Raw genomic sequence first — 18,020 nt, forward strand, 5'->3', positions numbered from 1 at the left:
GCTTGCCGCTTCGGCTTCTGCCTTCTGTCAGGAGCGGCGTAAGCCGCGACCGCCAGTCCGGCGGCCGCGCCTGTTCCGCTCTGGCCTTGGGGTAGGAGCGGCGTAAGCCGCGACCGCGACCTTCGGCTACCGCGCTGGCTTCGATTCGGATTGGCTTCGCTTTCTGCTTTCTGTGGGAGCGGCGTAAGCCGCGATTGCGAACTCCGTTTGCTGTGTTGGTTTCGTTCTTAAGCAACAGCTTCCGCCTGCTGCGCATGCGGGTCACTTTCTCTTGCTAGCCCAAGAGAAAGTAACCAAAGAGAAGGGCTTGCCTAGACAACCCTCCCTTGCGAGATCGGAAGTGGCGCGGGGATTTTTCGAAGGAACATCCTGTTCCTCGAAAAACGGCGCGCGTCCTGCGCGCCGCCCTTCGGGTCTGGGTGGGATTGGGCGAGTGCGGTGCGTTGGATTTCAATGCCGGGGCAACGGCAACGGCAACGGCAACGGCAACCGCAAGGCGAATTGCAATTGCAACGGGCTAGTTCGCCTCAGCGTTCGGACGAAGGTCGGTGGCTCCGTAGGATGCGGTGAGCCGTAGGCGAACCGCATCGCCGTGCGGCCCCGCCGCCGCGCATCCCCGGATCAGGCCGGCTTCGGCGCCCGAATCAAACGCGTCCCGCTGGCGCGGTCGTGCCAGGTCAGGCGGTCGCGGTCCAGCCAGGCCCACCAGAAGCCCGCTCCGGCGGCGAGCAGGGACAAGGTGCCGACGCCGTAGCGGATCAGCAACGCCGTCCAGCCGGGGCGGCCGCCGTCGGCGGCGATCAGGCGCAGGCGCCAGGGCCGCATGCCCAGGGTCTGGCCGCCGCGGCGCCAGCTGATCGTGGCGTAGGCGCCGGTGAGCGCCCAGCACACCAGCCATAGCAGCCATTGCAGCGCGCTGAAGGGCGCGATGTTCTCGTGCACGTCGTGCCCGGACACGGTGTAGCCGACCGAGAACAGCGCCGACGCGAGCATCCACAGCGCCAGCGCCGGCCAGAAATCGTAGAACAGCGCGAACAGGCGCCAGGGCATCAGGGCGGCGGGTCGGGCGGGCGTGTTCGCGGCGGCGTGTTCGGTGCTCATCGCAACAGGATAGCCGTCGCGCGGTCGCGGTCGTAGCGCGAGTGCGCGCATGCGCGAGCGTTCGCGTATGCGGATCGGGCTTGCATCGCCGCGCCCGGCTGAGGGACGCTGCCGCGATGATGTCGCCGAAATCCCGCAAGACCACGCCTGCCGAGCGCCGCAGCTTGGCGATGTCGCTGCCGCCGCTGCCCGACGCCGACGAGGCGGCGATCCGGGTCTTCCTCGACGCGATCTGGGCCGAGAGCGGCCTCGCCCAGCAGACCCTGGACAGTTACCGCCGCGACCTCGAAGGCCTGGCGCGCTGGCGCGGCGGCCGCAACGGCGGCCTGGCCGGCGCGGATCGCGCGGCCCTGTTCGATTACCTGGCCTGGCGCACCCAGGAAGGTTATTCGCCGCGCAGCAACGCCCGCCTGCTGTCGGCGCTGCGCGCCTTCTACGCCCTGCGCCTGCGCCGCGGCGAGCGCGCCGACGATCCGACCGCGTTGCTGGAACCGCCGCGGCTGCCGCGTTCGCTGCCCAAGGCGCTGGCGGAAAGCCAGATCGAAGCGCTGCTGGCCGCGCCCGAAATCGCCACCCCGCAGGGCCTGCGCGACCGCGCCATGCTCGAGTTGATGTACGCCGCCGGCCTGCGCGTAAGCGAGCTGGTCAACCTGCCCGCGACCGCGGTTAACCTGCGCCAGGGCGTGCTGCGCGTGACCGGCAAGGGCGGCAAGGAGCGCCTGGTGCCGCTGGGCGAAGAAGCCCAGCACTGGCTGGAGCGCTACCTGGCCGAAGCGCGTCCGGCGCTGGCCGGCAAGCAGGCCTGGAAGTCGCTGTTCATCGGCGGCGCGGGCGAGGAGGGGGCGCCGACCCGCCAGCAGTTCTGGCTGCTGGTGAAGCGCTATGCCGCCGTCGCCGGCATCGACCCGGCCCGGATCAGCCCGCACGGCCTGCGCCACAGCTTCGCCACCCACCTGCTCAACCACGGCGCCGACCTGCGCGCGCTGCAGATGCTGCTGGGCCACAGCTCGCTGTCGACCACCSAGATCTACACCCTGGTGGCACGCGAGCAGCTCAAGCAGCTGCACGCCAAACACCACCCGCGTGGGTGAAAGCAGGCCGCTTACGCGGCACCGCCGCGTGGCCTGCTTGAACGCCTGGCGCGCTGCGCCAGGCCGGAAGAGCCCCTCCGAGCGCTCGCATTGCCACATCCTTCCGCGCACCGCCGCGTGGCCTGCTCGAACGCCCGGCGCGCTGCGCCAGGCTGGGTGAACCAAGCCTGTTTGTGCGGCACTGCCGCACAGGTTTGGTGAACGCCTGGCGCGCTGCGCCAGGCCGGAGGAGCCCCTCCAAGCCAAACCAACCCCGAGCCCGCAACGGCCGCTCCCGCCCCGTTTCCCCGTGTTCCCTGATTCCCCAAACCGCGAACCCCGTCGCGCTCGCGCGGTCCGGCCCCGGCCCGCGATCCGCCCCGGTTCCGCAGCCGTGCGACAATCCGTGAACCACTCCGTCCCCGCGCGGTCCAACGCCCGGTGAACCAGACAAGGACCCGATCGATGAAGTACGCCCTATTCGCCGTGCTCGGAGCGCTCAGCCTGTCGGCCTGCGCCGAGGCCCCCAAGCCCGCCGCCGATACCGCCGCTACGGCCCAGGCGACCGCCGCCAAGCCCTCCGCGGTCAAGGCCGCCGCCGGCACGCCGGATGCGCGCGCGATCGAGGCGATCCGCGTGCTGAACTCGCGCGTCACCGTCGAGCGCATCGGCGCGGCGCCGATGCCGGGCTTCCGCGAGGCGATCGTGTCCGGCCAGGTGGTCTACGTCAGCGACGACGGCCGCTACCTGTTCCTGCCCGGCTCCGGCGGCGCCCTGTTCGACACCACCGCCAAGAAGAACCTCAGCGAAGTCGCCCTGGCCGGCATGCGCAAGGAAGCCCTCAAGGCGATCCCGGCGGGCGAGCGCATCGTGTTCGCGCCGGCCAATCCGAAGTACACGGTGTCGGTGTTCACCGATGTCGAATGCGGCTACTGCCGCAAGCTGCACAGCGAAATCGCCGAGTACAACCGCCAGGGCATCGCGATCGAATATCTCGCCTTCCCGCGCGCCGGCATCGGCAGCCAGGACTTCACCAAGATGGTGTCGGTGTGGTGCGCGCCGGACCGCCGCAAGGCCCTGACCGACGCCAAGAACGACCACGCGATCCCGAACAAGAACTGCAAGAACTCCGTCACTCAGCAGTACGACGTCGGCCAGCGCGTGGGCCTGACTGGCACGCCGATGATCCTGGCCGCCGACGGCACCCAGCTCGGCGGCTACGTGCCCCCGGCGGCGCTGCGCGAGACCCTGGACAAGATGGCCGCCGACGGCAGCGCCAAGCCGACCGCGACCGGTCCGGTCGACGCCGTGCCGGCGGCGACCACGGCAGGCGGAGCCTGAGCCCCGCAGCCCGCCCGGCCAGGCCGGGCGAGGCCGCCAACGATGCCGCCGCAAGGCGGCATCGTCGTTTCCGGGCCCCGTGCGGCGGGCGTCCGAACGCCTCGAACCGCGTCCTGAACAGCGAAAACGGCGCAGAGGGGGGCGCTTGGATACAATACCGGGCCCGACGTTGCACGGTTCCCCGGACATGATCGTCCTCGAGGGCCTTTCGGCCCTGTCTCCGTTCCGCCGCGAACGGCTCCAAGCCCGCCTGCAAGCCATCCACCCCGAAGTCCGCCTGATCGACGCCTGGCCCGTGTACTGGGTCCGGCCCGACGACGGCGCGCAGCCCGACGGCGAGACCCTGCGCCGTATCCTGCAGGCCGAGCCGGACGCCGCCGCGCGCGCCGATGGTGCGGTCTCGCGCTACGTCACCCCGCGCCTGGGCACGCTGTCGCCCTGGGCCAGCAAGGCCACCGAACTGCTGCGCGGCGCCGGGCAACCGGTCGCGCGCGTGGAGCGCGGCACCCGCTACGACCTCGCCGGCTGGCCGGCCGACGCCGCCACTCAGGGCGCGCTGGCCAAGGCCCTGCACGATCCGATGACGCAATCGCTGCTGGAAGCGCGCGACGACGCCGCGGCGCTGTTCGCCGTGCCCGCGCGCGGCGAGCTCGAGCGCATCGCCCTGGATCAGCTGGAGAACGCCAACGCGCGCCTCGGCCTGGCCCTGGCCGAGGACGAGATCGCCTACCTGCGCGAGCGCTACGCCGCGCTCGGCCGCGCACCGGCCGACGTCGAACTGATGATGTTCGCCCAGGCCAACTCCGAGCACTGCCGGCACAAGATCTTCAACGCCTCCTGGACCATCGACGGCCGCGAGCAGACCAGCTCGCTGTTCAAGATGATCAAGCACACCCACGCGCAGACGCCGGAGAACACGCTGTCGGCGTACAGCGACAACGCCGCGGTGGTCGAAGGCTATCCGAGCCGGCGCTTCCGCCCGCAGCCGGGCAGCGGCGCCTACCTGGCCGAAGCCGAAACGCCGTCGGCGTTCTGCATCAAGGTCGAAACGCACAACCACCCGACCGCGATCGCGCCGTTCCCCGGCGCCAGCACCGGCAACGGCGGCGAGATCCGCGACGAAGGCGCGACCGGCCGCGGCGGGCGTCCCAAGGCCGGCCTGTGCGGTTTCAGCGTCTCGCACCTGCGCATCCCGACCCTGCCGCAGCCCTGGGAAGGCGAGCGCGCGCTCAATCCGCGCATGGCCCCGGCCCTGGAAATCATGCTCGACGGCCCGATCGGCGCGGCCGCGTTCAACAACGAGTTCGGCCGCCCCAACCTGGTCGGCTATTTCCGCAGCTTCGAGCTGTCCGAAGGCGGCCACGCGCGCGCCTACGACAAGCCGATCATGCTCGCCGGCGGCCTCGGCGCGATGGACCGCATCCAGGTCGCCAAGCTCGGCCTCAAGCCCGGCCACGCGGTGATCGTGCTCGGCGGCCCGGCGATGCTGATCGGCCTGGGCGGCGGTGCCGCCAGCTCGGTCGCGTCCGGCGATAGCGCCGAGGACCTGGATTTCGCCAGCGTCCAGCGCGACAACCCGGAGATGGAGCGTCGCTGCCAGGAAGTGATCGACCGCTGCGTCGCGCTCGGCCCCGACAATCCGATCGACAGCGCCCACGACGTCGGCGCCGGCGGCCTGTCCAACGCGATCCCGGAACTGCTGCACGACTCCGGCCTCGGCGGCGTGATCGACCTGGCGCGCGTGCCCAGCGACGATCCCTCGCTGTCGCCGATGCAGCTGTGGTGCAACGAATCGCAGGAGCGCTACGTGCTCGGCCTGCCGGCCGACCGCGTCGCCGATTTCGCCGCGATCTGCGAGCGCGAGCGCTGCCCGTTCGCGGTGGTCGGTTACGCGACCGCGGAAGAACGCCTGGTGGTGGGTTACGGCGCGACCGTCGAAGCGGTCTACGGCGCCGGCGCCGAGGCCGACGCGGACTGGTCGATCGACCTGCCCATGGACCTGCTGTTCGGCAAGCCGCCGAAGATGCACCGCGACACCCGTCGCCCGCCGCCCGCACCGTGGCCGGCGCTGCAGTGGAACGGCCTGGACCTGCATCAGGCCGCGCTGCGCGTGCTCGCGCATCCGACGGTCGCGTCCAAGCAGTTCCTGGTCACCATCGGCGACCGCAGCGTCGGCGGCCTGACCGCGCGTGACCAGATGATCGGCCCCTGGCAGCTGCCGCTGGCCGATTGCGCGATCACCCTGTCGGGCTTCGACGGCTATGTCGGCGAAGCGATGGCGATCGGCGAGCGCACGCCGCTGGCGCTGCTCGATGCCGGCGCCGCCGCGCGCATGGCCGTGGGCGAGGCGATCACCAACCTGTGCGCCGCGCCGGTGGAATCCTTGAACCGGATCAAGCTGTCGGCGAACTGGATGGCCGCGGCCGGCCACCCGGGCGAAGATGCGCTGCTGTTCGACGCGGTCAAGGCCGTGGGCCTGGAGCTGTGCCCGGAACTCGAACTGAGCATCCCGGTCGGCAAGGATTCGCTGTCGATGCAGGCGCAATGGCAGGCCGACGGCGTCGCCCACAAATCGGTGTCGCCGGTGTCGCTGATCGTCAGCGCGTTCGCGCCGGTGGTCGACGTGCGCCAGCAACTCACTCCGCTGCTCGCGCGCGAGCCCGAGAGCGAGCTGTGGCTGATCGGCCTGGGCGCCGGCAAGCAGCGCCTCGGCGGTTCGGTGCTGGCGCAATGCCATCCGCACGCCGCGGGCAACGCCAACGGCAACGGCCTGCCGGCATTCGCCGGCCTGTCCGCCGACGGCGACCGCGACGATCTGGGCGTGCCCGATCTGGATCATCCGCAGCGCCTGCGCGATTTCTTCGAGCTGATCCGCGACGCGCGCGAAGCCGGCCTGCTGCTGGCCTATCACGACCGCAGCGACGGCGGCGCCTTCGCCGCGCTGTGCGAAATGGCGTTCTGCTCGCGCCTGGGCCTGGACATCAGCCTCGACGGCTGGGGCGAGGATCCGTTCCGCACCCTGTTCAACGAGGAACTCGGCGCGATCGTGCAGATATCCTCCGAGGACCGCGCCGAGTTCGCCGACCTGGTCGCGCGCCACGGCCTGATCGACTGCGCCCAGCGCATCGCCAAGCCGGTGCTGAGCCGGGTCGAAGGCGCGGCCGCCGCGCCCGCGATCCGCGTGCGCGAGGACGGCGAGACCTTGGCCGAATGGCGCTGGGACGAGCTGTTCGATGCCTGGTGGTCGGTCAGCCACGCCATGCAGAAGCTGCGCGACAACCCCGACTGCGCCGACGAGGAGCGCGCGATCGCGCGCGACTTCACCGCGCCGGGCCTGAAGACCAAGCTCAGCTTCGATCCGGCCGACGACGTCGCCGCGCCGTTCGTCAACCTGGGCGTGCGCCCCAAGGTCGCGATCCTGCGCGAGCAGGGCGTCAACGGCCAGATCGAGATGGCCGCGGCGTTCGATCGCGCCGGTTTCGAAGCCTTCGACGTGCACATGAGCGACCTGATCTCCGGCCGCGTCTCGCTGCAGGACTACAAGGGCTTCGCCGCCTGCGGCGGTTTCAGCTACGGCGACGTGCTCGGCGCCGGCCGCGGCTGGGCCACCAGCGTGCTCGAACGCAGCGCGCTGCGCGATGCCTTCGCCGCGTTCTTCGCGCGCGAGGACAGCTTCTCGCTCGGCGTCTGCAACGGCTGCCAGATGCTGGCCCAGCTCAAGCCGATCATCCCCGGCGCCGAGCATTGGCCGCGCTTCCTGCGCAACCGCAGCGAGCAGTTCGAAGCGCGCCTGGGCTTGCTGGAAGTGGCCGAGTCGCCGTCGCTGTTCTTCCGCGGCATGGCCGGCTCGCGCATCCCGGTGTCGGTGGCGCACGGCGAAGGCCGCGCCAGCTTCGACAGCAATCTCGATCAGAGCGCCGCGGACATCTCGCTGCGCTATATCGACGGCGAAGGCCGCGTCGCCGAGCGCTATCCGCTGAACCCGAACGGCTCGCCCGACGGCATCGCCGGCCTGACCTCGCGCGACGGTCGCGCGACCATCCTGATGCCGCACCCCGAGCGCACCCTGCGCAGCGCCAACCTGAGCTGGGCGCCGCGCGACTGGAGCGGCGACTCGCCGTGGATGCGCATGTTCCGCAATGCGCGGGTGTGGGTGGGATAAGCGCGGGCGGAAAGCTGCGATGCAAGAGAAGGGCGTCCGCAAGGGCGCCCTTCTTTTTTTGATGGGCGAGGCTCGTCCACTGCAGGTTGAGGCTCGACAACGCCGGTAGCGCCACGCGTCGGGGATTTCCTTCGGTCCAACCGCAGGCGGGCATCGCCTGCGCCGAGTCGTGCCTGCGCTGCGCCGAGCCGTGGATGCATGCGAATCCGTTCGCACTCTCGTCGCGCATCGCAAATGGATGTTCGATTTTTCGACGATGCGAGCGTGCGATCAAGCGTGCGCGCACTGCGCCGAAGCGAACGCACTTGCGCATGCTTCGCGCCGACAATGCATCACACACGACCGGGCGATCAAAAACCGGTCTCACAGCGGGCCATGGGCCCAGGGTCGAGGGGAAGACCGTGCGATATCTGATCGGGGCATTGCTCACGCTAACGTCATGCGCGGTTTACGCGCAAAAGGCGCCGTGGGAGGAATACGACAAGCTCATCAAGTCGGCGCAGACCATCAAGTCCGAAGGGCCGACCTTGTTCGGCGATTCGGTAAATCTCTATACGGGCGCGACTTCGTTCGCGACCGTGGACGTGTCGATACCCGGCAATTTCCCGATTCCGGTCGCGCTGGGGAGACGCTTCTCTTCGGCGAGCGACGCGCGCAGCCGCCCGTTCGGCGATTGGGATTGGGACGTGCCCTACATCAGCGGCAACTTCAGCCGTGCTGAAGGCTGGGTGCTGGGGACCTCGGCTGCCACTGCCAGCGTAAATCGCTGCTCGTATCCCACCAGTCCGGAAACGGCGCGCCCGCCGTTGGTGAAGGTGCAAAGTTCGACGCCGGCCAGCGCGCCGGCGGTGCAGCCCTGGGAGTACTGGAGCGGCTACAACATGTCGGTCGCCGGCGGCAGTCAGGAACTGCTGATCGCGACGGCGGAGACGCGGCCGCGACCCACCGACGGCGGCGTCTATCCCTGGGTCACCAACAAGCATTGGCATCTGTCCTGCGTGCCCAGCCTGCAAAGCGGCCAGGCCGGCGAGGGCTTCATGGCGCGTTCGCCGGACGGTACTCGCTATCGCTTCGACTGGATGGTCGCGCGCCCCTCGGACGATCTGTTGAAGCCGGTCGTCAGTGGAGGCGTCGTGGTCCAGCGCCCGGTGCCGCGCGACGAAATTCGTTTGTATCCGACCCGCATCGAGGATCGTTTCGGCAACTGGGTCGCCTACGGCTGGAGCGGCAACAAGCTGCTGACGATCACCTCCAGCGATGGGCGTCAGCTCAGCCTGACCTGGGAGAACGTCAACGGCTACGACCGCGTCACCAAGGTGGCGACTAATACCGGGCGCGAGTGGAACTACAGCTACTCGCCGTACTCGCAGCTCACGGCGGTAACGCTGCCCGACAGTAGCCAGTGGGCGATCAATTTCAGCGCGCTTTGGGGAAACCCGTACTACGAGATCGAAGAAGAGACCATGACCGATGGTCGTCGCGTGCCTCTGCAGGACAAGGCCGTCTATTGCTCCTGGATGCGCAAGCTCAGGCCCTTGACGCGGACCGCGACCATTCGCCATCCGTCCGGGGCCAGCGGCGAGTTCGTGTTTCAGACGGTGCGTCATGGGCGTAAGGACGTGCCGTTCGACTGCATCATTCCGCCGATCATGGGGCCGCGTCCCGAGCCCGATTTCCAGCCTGGCGACGACACCTTGAGCGCCATGATCCCGGCGCGCTTCGACGTGCTCGCCCTGCAGACCAAACGCGTCACCGGGCCTGGGCTGCCGGGCCATGTCTGGAGTTACAGCTACACCACGCCGATCGGAAGCTGGGAAGGCGAGTGCCCGAGCTGCGCCACCACCAAGACCACCACCGTCACCGATCCCGACGGCGATCGCACGGTGAATACCTATGGCGTGGTCTACAACGACAACGAAGGCCAGCTCCTGAAGGTCGACGTCTACGCCGGCAGCAGCTTGCTACGCAGCTCGACCACCTCCTATCTCGGCAACGCAGCGGCGTCGCAGCAGGCGTTCGCCGACCGGATGGGTATCAGTCCGCAGATCCGTCTGGATTCGTTCTCGTCCGAACGTCAGCGGCCGAAGGTGTTCAATTCGGTGCAGCAGGACAGCGTGCGCTTCGATATCGCCTACGAAACCTTCGACGAGTTCGCCCAGGTAACGCGCACCGGGCAGTCGAGCACCCTGGGCTACAGCCGCACCGACCTCACCGAATACTTCAACGACAAGGCGAAGTGGATGATCGGGCAGGTTCAACGCGAGACCAACTTCAACACCGCTGCGATCCCGTCGCGCACCGAGTTCGACCCTGCCACCGCATTGCCGGTGCGCACCTTCGCCTACGAGAAGCCGCAGCAGACCTTGGCCTACAACGCCGACGGCACGCTGGCTTCCGTCGCCGACGGGCGCGGGCTGGCCACCGCGGTCAGCGACTGGAAACGCGGCATGCCGCAGACGGTGCGTTTCCACGACGGCAGCCAGAAGCTGGTGACCGTGGATGGCAATGGCTGGATCGGATCGGTCACCGACGAGAACGGCTACAGCACCGGCTACGCCTACGATTCGATGGGCCGGATCGCCCGTGTCACGCCGCCCGCGGGCGACGATGTGGCCTGGCTGGATACCGTGCTGCAGTTCGAGCCCGTCGCCCAGGCCGAGTACGGTGTCGAGCCCGGTCATTGGCGACAGGTGGTGACCACCGGCAACCGCAAGAAGGTCGTCGTCTTCGATGCCTTGTGGCGCCCGGTCGTCGAGCTCGAAGAGGATGCGTCGAACCCGAGCGGCACCCGTCGCTGGAACGCGAAGCGCTACGACGAGGACGGTCGAACGGTGTTCGCGTCCTACCCGCGCAATCCGTTCGTCGATGGCGAGACGAGCTTCTCCGATGCCGCGCTCAAGGGTACGAAGACCAGCTACGACGCGCTGGGTCGGCCGACGCGGACCGTGCAGGACGGCGAGGAAGGCCCCTTGACCACGGCGATCGACTATCTGGCCGGCTTCAAGCGTCGCACCACCGACCCGCGCGGCATCGCCACCAGCGAGAGCTTCGATGTCTACGGAACGCCGAGCTACGATGCGCCCAGACAGATCGACGCAGCCGAAAACACGGTCGACAAGGCCCGCACCACGATCGTTCGCGATGTGCTGGGCAACACCAAAGAGATCGTGCGCGGACCGGGCGGTTGATCCGGCGTTAGCTCAGGGGACCGCAGCCCGCGCGTCAGCGCGGAGCGCGGTAACGGCATAGGACAGCAGGCCGGGTTCGGCCAACAGGTCGGTTTATGTGCAAGACACGCAATGTGATGGCGCCCCGAGAGCGGGCGTCGAAGGCGCCGCTGCGGATGGCGATGTGGTTATGGCTGCTGCTGGCGACGTTGCTGCCGGGGCTGGCCGTCGCCGCCGCGGGGCCGACGCTGAGTTTCAGCTACCCCGCCGCGCCGGAGATGAACTTCGCCGCTCCGGCCAACGTCAAGGTGTTGCTGAACGCCACGGCGGGCTGCGGCCCGATCAACATCTTTGTCACCGGTCCAGGGTTGGATACCTCGATCAACAACGGCGACACGCTCAGCAATCTGCCGCCCGGCCGCTATTTCATCGATGCCTACTTCGAAATGTGCGACCGGCGTTGGCTCGAAACGCCGGTGAGCAACGGGCGCGCCTTCAACGTGCTCGGCGGTTCGATCACGGCGTCGCCGCAGACCTGCACCATTCCCTGGGGCGGCAACGCCTGCTACACCACGATCAACTGGAACTCGAACGCGGCCAACGCCGAGGTCTGGTACTCGTTGCCGGACGGCAGCATCATGACCCGCTGGGCCAGTGGGCAGAACGGCTCGGCCACCGGCGGCATAGACAGCCGAGGGCTGCGCCTCTACCTGAAGAGCGGCGATCTGACCCTGGCGACGGTCGATGTAAGCGCGGTGCCGACCAATAATGCCGCGCCCTCGGTGGCCCTGACCGCACCGGCGCAGAACCAGGTCTTCCTGGCCGGCAGCGCCATCGCGCTCACCGCGAACGCCAGCGACGCCGACGACGGTGTGCAGCGCGTGGAGTTCCTGGTCGACGGGATCAAGATGGGCGAGGACACCAGCGCGCCCTACGAACTGCATTGGACCATGCTCGAAGGCAGTCACGCGGTGACCGCGCGCGCCTTCGACACGCGCGGTGCGCAGACCACTTCGGCGGCGGTGAACATCATCGGCAACGGTCCGCCGTCGGTCGTGCTGACCGCTCCGGCCAACGGCGCCACGTCGGTCCTGCCCGGCAGCTTCCTGCTGAAGGCCAATGCGAGCGATCCCGACGGCATCGCGCGGGTCGAGTTCGTCGCCAACAGTGTCGTGGTGAGCAGCGACACCGTCGCACCCTATGAGTTCCAGTGGTCCGGCGTGGGCGTCGGAACGCACTCGGTCCACGCGGTGGCGACCGACGGTCGCGGCAGTCAGACCACGTCCGCGGCGGTGACGGTCACCGTCACTCAGCCGCCGTCCGGACCGACCGGCGTTGCGCGTCGCTACGTGTACGACACGTATCAGCAGCTGTGCAAGGTGATCGAACCCGAAACGGGCGCCACCGTGATGGGCTACGACGCAGCCGGCAACCTGGTCTGGTCGGCCGCCGGCCTGGATCTGCCGGATCCGAACAATTGCAATACCAACGAAGGCTATGCGTCCGGCCGTCGCGTCGATCGCGGCTACGACCAGCGCAATCGTCTGCACACCCTTGCGTTCCCCGACGGTCGCGGCAACCAGACCTGGATCTATACGCCCGACGGCCTGGCGAAAGAGGTAAGCACCAGCAACGATGGGCCGGATCTGGGGGTGGTCGTCAACACCTATGCCTACAACAAACGTCGTCTGCTGAGCGCCGAAACGCAGGCCCAGCCGGGCGCAGACACCGGCCTCATCGCCTATGCGTACGACGCCTACGGCAATCGCAGCCGCTACACCACGCCCGACGGCCAGCCGATCGATTACGCCAATAACGCGCTGGGTCAGCCGGTCGCTGTCAGCTCGAACTGGGGCAATCACGCCACCGGCATCAGCTATTACCCCAACGGTGCGATCAAGCAGTTCACCTACGGCAATGGCGTCGTCCACACCCTGACCCAGAACGCTCGTCAGCTGCCCAGTTCCAGCGCCGATGCGGGCGTGACCCGACTGGACTACACCTACGACCCCAACGGCAACGTCAACGGCATCCTGGATCGGGTGCGCGGCGACACCTACAGCCGCTGGATGACCTACGACCATCGAGACCGTCTGACCGCCGCGGGTTCGTGCAGCTTCCTGGGCGATTGCTGGCATCGCTTCACCTACGATCCGCTCGACAATCTCAAGAGCTGGAGCCTGGGCGGCGTCAAGGATTACGCAACCTACTACTACGACGATCGCAATCGCCTGACCAATATCCGCAATACCGCGGGCGCAGCGGTGGTCGGCCTGGGCTACGACGCACAGGGCAATCTGGAGAACAAGAACGGCCAGACCTATCAGTTCGACTACGGCAACCGTCTGCGCACGGTGATCGGCAAGGAGGCTTACCTGTACGACGCCCAGGGCCGGCGCGTAGCCACGATCGGGCGCCCCGACACCACGTACTCGCGGTCGTTCTACAGCCTCGACGGCCAGCTGCTTATGAGCGAGGACCACCACACCGGCGAAGCGCAGAACGACAGCCATCCCGAACTCACCGTGCCGCACGTCTATTTGAACGGCAGTCTGCTGGCGACGATCGAATGGAACCGGGCGGCGGGCAACGGTCAGCTCAAGTACCACCACACCGATGCGTTGGGCAGCCCGATCGCGGTCACGAATGCCGCTGGCGCGGTGATCGATCGCACCGATTGGGAGCCTTACGGCGCGGCGATCGGCAAGCCGAACTACAACGGCGTGGGCTATACCGGCCATGTGATGGACGGCGCGACCGGGCTGACCTACATGCAGCAGCGCTATTACGACCAGAGCGTGGGCAGGTTCTTGAGCGTCGATCCGGTTACGGTTTACGACAAAGGTCCGAAGCATTTCAATCGGTACAGCTACGCGTACAACAGTCCATATACGTTTACCGACCCCGACGGACGCTGTCCGATGTGCGCCGCCCACGAGATAATGGAAACCCCGGCCAAGTTCGCCGAAAAAATTGGCTCCGAGGTCCTGAATAGGACGGATGTGCGCCTTGAGTTCATGGTCGCGTACGGCATTGGTATAGAAGGTTCGATTAGCCTGATGCGTTTTGATGGCGAGTTGGGCATGGTGACGGTGGGGCAGGGCGCATCTGTAGGTGTCGCGCTGCAGCCCAGAGACGGCTACTCCATCGAACTGGATAATGCCGTGGACGCGCCTGTCGGCTTCAATGCGGAAGTGAGCGCGGGGGACGGTCTTTTTGTAAGCGCAGAAGGCTCTGTTAATGCGGGTGGTTCAGCGGAGCTGGTGCCGAAGATCGGGATTGGCTGGGGCGTATCGAGTAAGCAAGCGCCCAGCATCATGTTCCTGAAATCGAAAGGATTAGGGGAGGAGATTGAAGAGGATAAGAAGACCTCCGAGTGAGTTCCTCCCAAACATTCGCGAGGATTCGATGCCATGGATGCGTTCAGCTGCGAGAGCCCGTCGTGAACTCGCCGCCACCACTGTCGGCCGGGGGCTAGGTTCGGGCAGATTTGCCAACCGAAACTGCTAAAGTCCGGGTTCACGCGCAGGAGGGTGACGTGAACGCAGTAGCCACCAATATGGGATCGCCCGGGGCTCCGGAACCCGGGCCGTCCACCGCCGAGGCCGGGGCCGGAGGCCCGCAGGCCGCCGTCGACGCGGCCATCGTCGAGGCCCTGCTGGCCAAGGGCCGGCTCAAGGAGCCGGACCTGGCGCGCGCGCGCCGCCTGCAGGAGGAAACCGGCGGCAGCCTGCTGGCGCTGCTGGCCCGGCTGGGCCTGGTATCGGAGCGCGACCACGCCGAAACCGTGGCCGCGGTGCTGGACCTGCCCCTGGTCAGCGTCAAGGACGCACCGGAATTACCTCCTGAAGGTGTCGCCCTGACACCCAAATTCATGAAGCAATTCGCGGTTTGCCCGGTCCGCGAGACCGAGCAGGCGGTCGAAGTGCTGATGGCCGACCCGCAGGACGTCTACACCCTGGACGCCCTGCGCCTGGCCACCCAGCGCGATGTCCGCCCGTACGTGGCGCTGCGCTCGGAGATCGGCGACCTGATCGAGCGCTGGCACGGCCAGGGCCGCAGCGCGATGGGCGCGATAGTCGAGACCGCCGAAGGCGAGGGCAGCGGCGATCTGGACGATGTCGAGCACCTGCGCGACCTCGCCTCCGAGGCGCCGGTGATCCGGCTGGTGAACCTGGTGATCCAGCGCGCGGTCGAGCTGCGCGCCTCTGACATCCATATCGAGCCGTTCGAGAACCGCCTGAAGGTGCGCTATCGCGTCGACGGCGTTCTGGCCGAGGGCGAGAGCCCGCCGGCCAACCTGACCGCGGCGGTGATCAGCCGCATCAAGATCATGGCCAAGCTCAACATCGCCGAGCGCCGCCTGCCGCAGGACGGCCGCATCATGCTGCGCGTGCAGGGCAAGGAGCTGGACCTGCGCGTGAGCACGGTGCCGACCGCGCACGGCGAGTCGGTGGTGATGCGACTGCTGGACCGCGAGACGGTGGTGTTCGATTTCCACAAGCTGGGCTTCACCGACAACTTCCTGCCGCAGTTCCAGAAGGTGCTGGACCAGCCGCATGGCATCTTGCTGGTGACCGGCCCGACCGGCTCGGGCAAGACCACCACGCTGTACACCGCGCTGAGCAAGCTCAACACCAGCGACGTCAAGATCATCACCGTCGAAGACCCGGTCGAATATCAGATCGAGGGCATCAACCAGATCCAGGCCAAGCCGCAGATCGGCCTGGACTTCGCCCACGCGCTGCGCTCGATCGTGCGACAGGATCCGGACATCATCATGATCGGCGAAATGCGCGATCTGGAAACCGCGCGCATCGCGATCCAGTCCGCGCTGACCGGTCACCTGGTGCTGAGCACGCTGCATACCAACAACGCCGCCGGCGGCATCACCCGCCTGCTCGACATGGGCGTCGAGGACTATCTGCTGACCTCGACCATCAACGGCATCCTGGCCCAGCGTCTGGTGCGCCGGCTGGAGCCGACCCACGCCGAGAAGTACCCGGCCTCGCCGGAGGAAATCGACAAGTTCGATCTGCGCAAGTACCAGCCGCAGGGCGAGATCTTCCTGTACCGCCCGCGCGGTTCGGCGCTGGCGCCGACCGGCTACCACGGCCGCACCACGATCATGGAATTTCTGGTCATGAACGACGAGCTGCGGCGCGCGGTGATGCGTCATGCCGGCATGGGCGAGATCGAGCAGCTCGCGCGCGAGGCCGGCATGCGCACCATGTACGAGGACGGCATCGCCAAGGCGCTGGCCGGTTACACCACGATCGAGGAAGTGCTGCGCGTCACCGAGGACGCGTGACCGCATCGCGGCCGCGCGCAACATCCACAGAGGCAGAGCGTATGAAGATCGCAACGGTAAGGATATCGGGCGTGTGTCTGCTGGCCGCTGCGCTGGCCTTGGCCGGCGCCGCCCAGGCGGCGGGCAAGCCCGCGGCGAAATCGCTGGACAAGGCCGCGCTGCCGGCCGGCTTTGCGATCGGCAAGGGCCAGCCGCCGCTGGCGCTGAAGGTCGAACTCGCCGACGGCCAGGCCAGGAGCACGGTGGTGAGCGACGCCGCCCAGGCCAACGTCACCGCCAGCGGCAGCGCCGACGGCGGCGAGACCATGCTGACGATCCGCCACGATCTCGCGGTCGCGCTCAAGTTCGATCTGTACGTGTCGTCCGACGGCGAGCGCTTCGAGTACACCAGTTCCTGTGCGGTGACGCCGGGCATTTCCAGTTTCGAGATGTGGTCGCGTCCGATCCGGGCCTTCGCGCTGGGCAACCCGCGCGTGGTGCCGGCCGGGCGCATGGCCTGCGACTGAGCCGCCGATGCCCCTGTACCACTACAAGGCCCTAAACGCCCGCGGCGAAATGCTCGACGGGCAGATGGAGGCGGCGACCAACGCCGAGGTCGTGCAGCGCCTGCAGGAGCAGGGCCATCTGCCGGTCGAAGCCAAGCTCGCCAGCGAATCCGGCGGCGCGTCGGTGTGGAAGGGGCTGTTCAAGCCCAAGCCCTTCGCCGGTGCGCGCCTGGTCCAGTTCACCCAGCAGTTGGCGACCCTGCTCGGCGCCGGCCAGCCGCTGGACCGTGCGCTGACGATCCTGCTGGAACTGCCCGAGGACGAGGCGGCCCAGCGCACGATCACCGATGTGCGCGACGCGGTGCGCAGCGGCGCCTCGCTGTCGGCGGCGCTGGAGCGCCAGCACGGCACGTTTTCGCGGCTATACATCAACATGATCCGTGCCGGCGAGGCCGGCGGCAGCATGCACGAGACGCTGTCGCGCTTGGCCGACTATCTGGAGCGCAGCCGCGCCTTGCAGGGCCGCGTCATCAACGCGTTGATCTATCCCGCGATCCTGGTGGTGATGGTCGGCGCGAGTCTGCTGTTCCTGCTCGGCTACGTGGTGCCGCAGTTCGCGGCCATGTACGAAAGCCTGGACGCGCCGCTGCCGTTCTTCACCAAGATCGTGCTCAGCATCGGTCTGTTCGTGCGCGATTGGTGGGTGCTGCTGATCGCCACGCCGGCGCTGGGCGTGTGGTGGTTCGACCGCAAGCGCCGCGATCCGGTGTTCCGCGAGGCGCTGGACGGCTGGCTGCTGAAGCGCAAGTTCGCCGGCGCCCTGGTCGCCAAGATCGAAACCGCGCGCCTGGCGCGCACGCTCGGCACCCTGGTGCGCAACGGCGTGCCGCTGATGACCGCGCTGGGGATCGGCCGCAACGTGCTGGACAACCGCGTGCTCGCGGCCGATGTCGAGGCCGCGGCCGAGGAGGTCAAGAACGGCGTCGCCCTGTCGACCGCGCTGGGCAAGGGCAAGCGCTTCCCGCGCCTGGCCCTGCAGATGATCCAGGTCGGCGAGGAATCCGGCGCGCTCGACACCATGCTGGTCAAGACCGCCGAGACCTTCGAGCACGAAACCAGCCTGGCCCTGGACCGCATGCTGGCGGCGATGGTGCCGGTGATCACGGTGGTCCTGGCCGGCGTGGTCGGCACCGTGGTGCTGGCGGTGCTGACCCCGCTGTACGATCTGACCAATGCGATCGGCTGAACGCGGGGCCGCGGAACTGCGACGGATTGCCCCGTTCAGGCTCGCGCCTGGCGGTCCGGATCGGCGCGATTCCGCCGTTTTGAACGCAAGCTGTACCGCTTCCCGCGCGGCTGTTCCGGCGCCGGGATCGCGGCACA

The 18,020-nt window shown here is 68.0% G+C and carries 9 protein-coding genes; 8 read left to right on the forward strand and 1 reads right to left on the reverse strand.

Features of this window, described 5'->3' with window-relative positions; all coding sequences use genetic code 11:
- Nucleotides 1-621 precede the first annotated feature (621 nt).
- Nucleotides 622-1,101 (reverse strand): RDD family protein, encoded by a 480-nt coding sequence (locus ASD78_RS04660; RefSeq protein ID WP_056098705.1) that lies wholly within the window; start codon nt 1,099-1,101, stop codon nt 622-624.
- A gap of 119 nt (nt 1,102-1,220) precedes the next feature.
- Here ASD78_RS04660 and xerD point away from each other — a divergent pair, with 119 nt between their 5' ends.
- From xerD to ASD78_RS04700, 8 genes are all read left to right on the forward strand, one after another.
- Complete coding sequence (gene xerD / locus ASD78_RS04665; RefSeq protein ID WP_056099813.1) at nt 1,221-2,192, forward strand: site-specific tyrosine recombinase XerD; 972 nt, start codon at nt 1,221-1,223, stop codon at nt 2,190-2,192.
- A 444-nt stretch (nt 2,193-2,636) separates the two neighbouring features.
- Nucleotides 2,637-3,512, forward strand: coding sequence for a DsbC family protein (locus ASD78_RS04670; RefSeq protein WP_056098707.1), 876 nt, complete (start codon nt 2,637-2,639; stop codon nt 3,510-3,512).
- Between the two features lie 187 nt (nt 3,513-3,699).
- Complete coding sequence (gene purL / locus ASD78_RS04675) at nt 3,700-7,674, forward strand: phosphoribosylformylglycinamidine synthase (protein ID WP_056098711.1); 3,975 nt, start codon at nt 3,700-3,702, stop codon at nt 7,672-7,674.
- Nucleotides 7,675-8,075: 401 nt separating this feature from the next.
- Nucleotides 8,076-10,862, forward strand: a complete 2,787-nt coding sequence (locus ASD78_RS04680) for an RHS repeat domain-containing protein (RefSeq protein WP_162250127.1) — start codon at nt 8,076-8,078, stop codon at nt 10,860-10,862.
- Nucleotides 10,863-11,017: 155 nt separating this feature from the next.
- A complete protein-coding gene (locus ASD78_RS04685; RefSeq protein ID WP_056098714.1) occupies nt 11,018-14,221 on the forward strand; it encodes an Ig-like domain-containing protein in 3,204 nt (1,067 codons plus the stop codon).
- Between the two features lie 179 nt (nt 14,222-14,400).
- Nucleotides 14,401-16,152 carry a type II secretion system ATPase GspE gene (gene gspE / locus ASD78_RS04690; RefSeq protein ID WP_082575429.1) on the forward strand — a complete coding sequence of 584 codons (1,752 nt, stop codon included), beginning with the start codon at nt 14,401-14,403 and terminating at the stop codon, nt 16,150-16,152.
- Nucleotides 16,153-16,193: 41 nt separating this feature from the next.
- Nucleotides 16,194-16,658: a hypothetical protein gene (locus ASD78_RS04695; RefSeq protein ID WP_156087585.1), complete on the forward strand. Its 465-nt coding sequence runs from the start codon at nt 16,194-16,196 to the stop codon at nt 16,656-16,658.
- Nucleotides 16,659-16,665: 7 nt separating this feature from the next.
- Nucleotides 16,666-17,883, forward strand: coding sequence for a type II secretion system F family protein (locus tag ASD78_RS04700; protein WP_055908708.1), 1,218 nt, complete (start codon nt 16,666-16,668; stop codon nt 17,881-17,883).
- Nucleotides 17,884-18,020: the final 137 nt, after the last annotated feature.

This window comes from Lysobacter sp. Root667 (assembly GCF_001427715.1).
Taxonomy (GTDB): domain Bacteria; phylum Pseudomonadota; class Gammaproteobacteria; order Xanthomonadales; family Xanthomonadaceae; genus Lysobacter.

What these genes read in the sequence shown, in the direction of transcription:
- ASD78_RS04660 (WP_056098705.1), bottom strand. Translation starts at nt 1,101, where the DNA reads ATGAGCACCGAACACGCCGCCGCGAACACGCCCGCCCGACCCGCCGCC.
- ASD78_RS04670 (WP_056098707.1), top strand. Translation starts at nt 2,637, where the DNA reads ATGAAGTACGCCCTATTCGCCGTGCTCGGAGCGCTCAGCCTGTCGGCC.
- purL (WP_056098711.1), top strand. Translation starts at nt 3,700, where the DNA reads ATGATCGTCCTCGAGGGCCTTTCGGCCCTGTCTCCGTTCCGCCGCGAA.
- ASD78_RS04685 (WP_056098714.1), top strand. Translation starts at nt 11,018, where the DNA reads ATGGCGATGTGGTTATGGCTGCTGCTGGCGACGTTGCTGCCGGGGCTG.
- gspE (WP_082575429.1), top strand. Translation starts at nt 14,401, where the DNA reads ATGGGATCGCCCGGGGCTCCGGAACCCGGGCCGTCCACCGCCGAGGCC.
- ASD78_RS04695 (WP_156087585.1), top strand. Translation starts at nt 16,194, where the DNA reads ATGAAGATCGCAACGGTAAGGATATCGGGCGTGTGTCTGCTGGCCGCT.
- ASD78_RS04700 (WP_055908708.1), top strand. Translation starts at nt 16,666, where the DNA reads ATGCCCCTGTACCACTACAAGGCCCTAAACGCCCGCGGCGAAATGCTC.